This window comes from Pseudonocardia nigra (assembly GCF_019396355.1).
Lineage (GTDB): Bacteria > Actinomycetota > Actinomycetes > Mycobacteriales > Pseudonocardiaceae > Pseudonocardia > Pseudonocardia nigra.
On sequence record NZ_JAHKRK010000451.1, the window covers coordinates 1 to 1,442 of the forward strand.

The following is a 1,442-nucleotide window of genomic DNA, read 5'->3' on the forward strand; positions in this document are numbered from 1 at the left end:
CCGGGTCGGGTGGGTTTGGGTGCCCTGGCGGGGAGCGGGGTTGTCGGGCGGATGTTCCGAAAGCTGCGGCGGACCCTGGCCGGGGTGAGTCGGCCTGGGGCAGCGGGTCGTTCCCAGGGGCGGCGCAGGTCGGCGGCCAGCGGCCGGGCCAGGCGGAGCTGGGTGTGGGCGGCGATGATCAGCCAGGTCCAGCGGTCGGCGGCTTCGGGGGTACGGATCTTCGGGCGGGTCCAGCCGAGGGTCTGTTTGAGCAGGCGGAAGGTGTGTTCAAGGTCGAACCGGCGCAGGAACGACTGCCACCAGCGATCCACGTCGGTTGGGGTGGCGCCGGTGACCGAGGTCCACAGCCACACGGGCTTGGGGTCGCGGTCGGCGGGCAGGTGGTCGACCTGCAGTCGGATCAGGGTGCCCTCGATGATCGGGAGCTCGTCGTGGTGGTCGATCCAGCAGGTGCGTCGGGTCAGCCGGGGATGGACCCGGTCCCAGCTGGTCGTGACTGCGGTGCCGTAGCGGGTCGTCTCGGTTGTGGTGGTGTGCTGCGGGACGGGTCAGGTGGCGGGCCGGTCCAGGGCGATCTCGGGGCCGTGCTTGGGTGGGCGCCCGGTCGTGCCGGGCAGCCGTGGCGGCTTCGGCAGGCGCAGGACCCGGTCCGAGCGAAGCCGCCCGACCAGCTCGACGGGCAGGTCGGCCAGGACGTATGCGAGTCGTGTGATGTCGTAGCCGGTGTCAGCGACGATCACGATGTCCGGGTCGCCGGGCCGCCAGTGCCCAGCGGGGATCAGCCGCTCGATCACGGCACGCAGCTGCTCGGCGGTGACCGCGGTGGCGTCGTCGGCCGGGCCGAGTCGCACCGCGTCCATCAGCGCCGTCCGCGAGGTACGACCGGTCTCGAGAGCGGCGACGAACGAGTACGGCCAGCCCGGGATCATCTGCGCGTTGCCCTTCCCGCGCCCGTAGACGTGGCAGAACAGGCGCTGGTCGCTGGTCGGGGCGTCCGAGCGCAGCCATGGGCTGACATCGACCGCGAGCACGATCCGCCCGTCCGCCGCCCGGGGCAGCGGCAGCGACGCCACCGCGCGGCGGACCCGCTCCGGCTCCACCCGACCCTGGTTGAGCGCGTCGTACATCGCCCCGTGCCCGCGGCGGTGCTCGGCCACCAACGTCAGATCCACCAGCGACGTCACCGGCCCGTCGGCGCACAACACCGCATCAGTCAGCTCGAACAGCGCGTCCGCCCGCGCGGACAACGACGCGTAGAGCTCCAGGCGGAACCGGGACAGCTCCCCCAGCGCCGACACCCGAGCATGATCGTGCACACTGTCCACCGCAGCCCTTGTGTTGATCTTCTTCCTTGGACAGAAGCATGATCAACCAAGGGCTGCACTCATGATCAACCGGGGTCTCCGAGCTGGTGTCGCACCCCGGAGGTTAAAGATCAAGCT

General features: G+C 70.9%; 1 protein-coding gene and 1 pseudogene. Both read right to left on the reverse strand.

Going from position 1 to position 1,442, the window contains the following annotated elements:
* Positions 1-353, reverse strand: a pseudogene (locus tag KME75_RS44590) (NF041680 family putative transposase); the annotation flags it as partial.
* Between the two features lie 195 nt (positions 354-548).
* Positions 549-1,298, reverse strand: a complete 750-nt coding sequence (locus KME75_RS44595; protein ID WP_308283521.1) for a transposase — start codon at positions 1,296-1,298, stop codon at positions 549-551.
* Positions 1,299-1,442 lie beyond the last annotated feature (144 nt).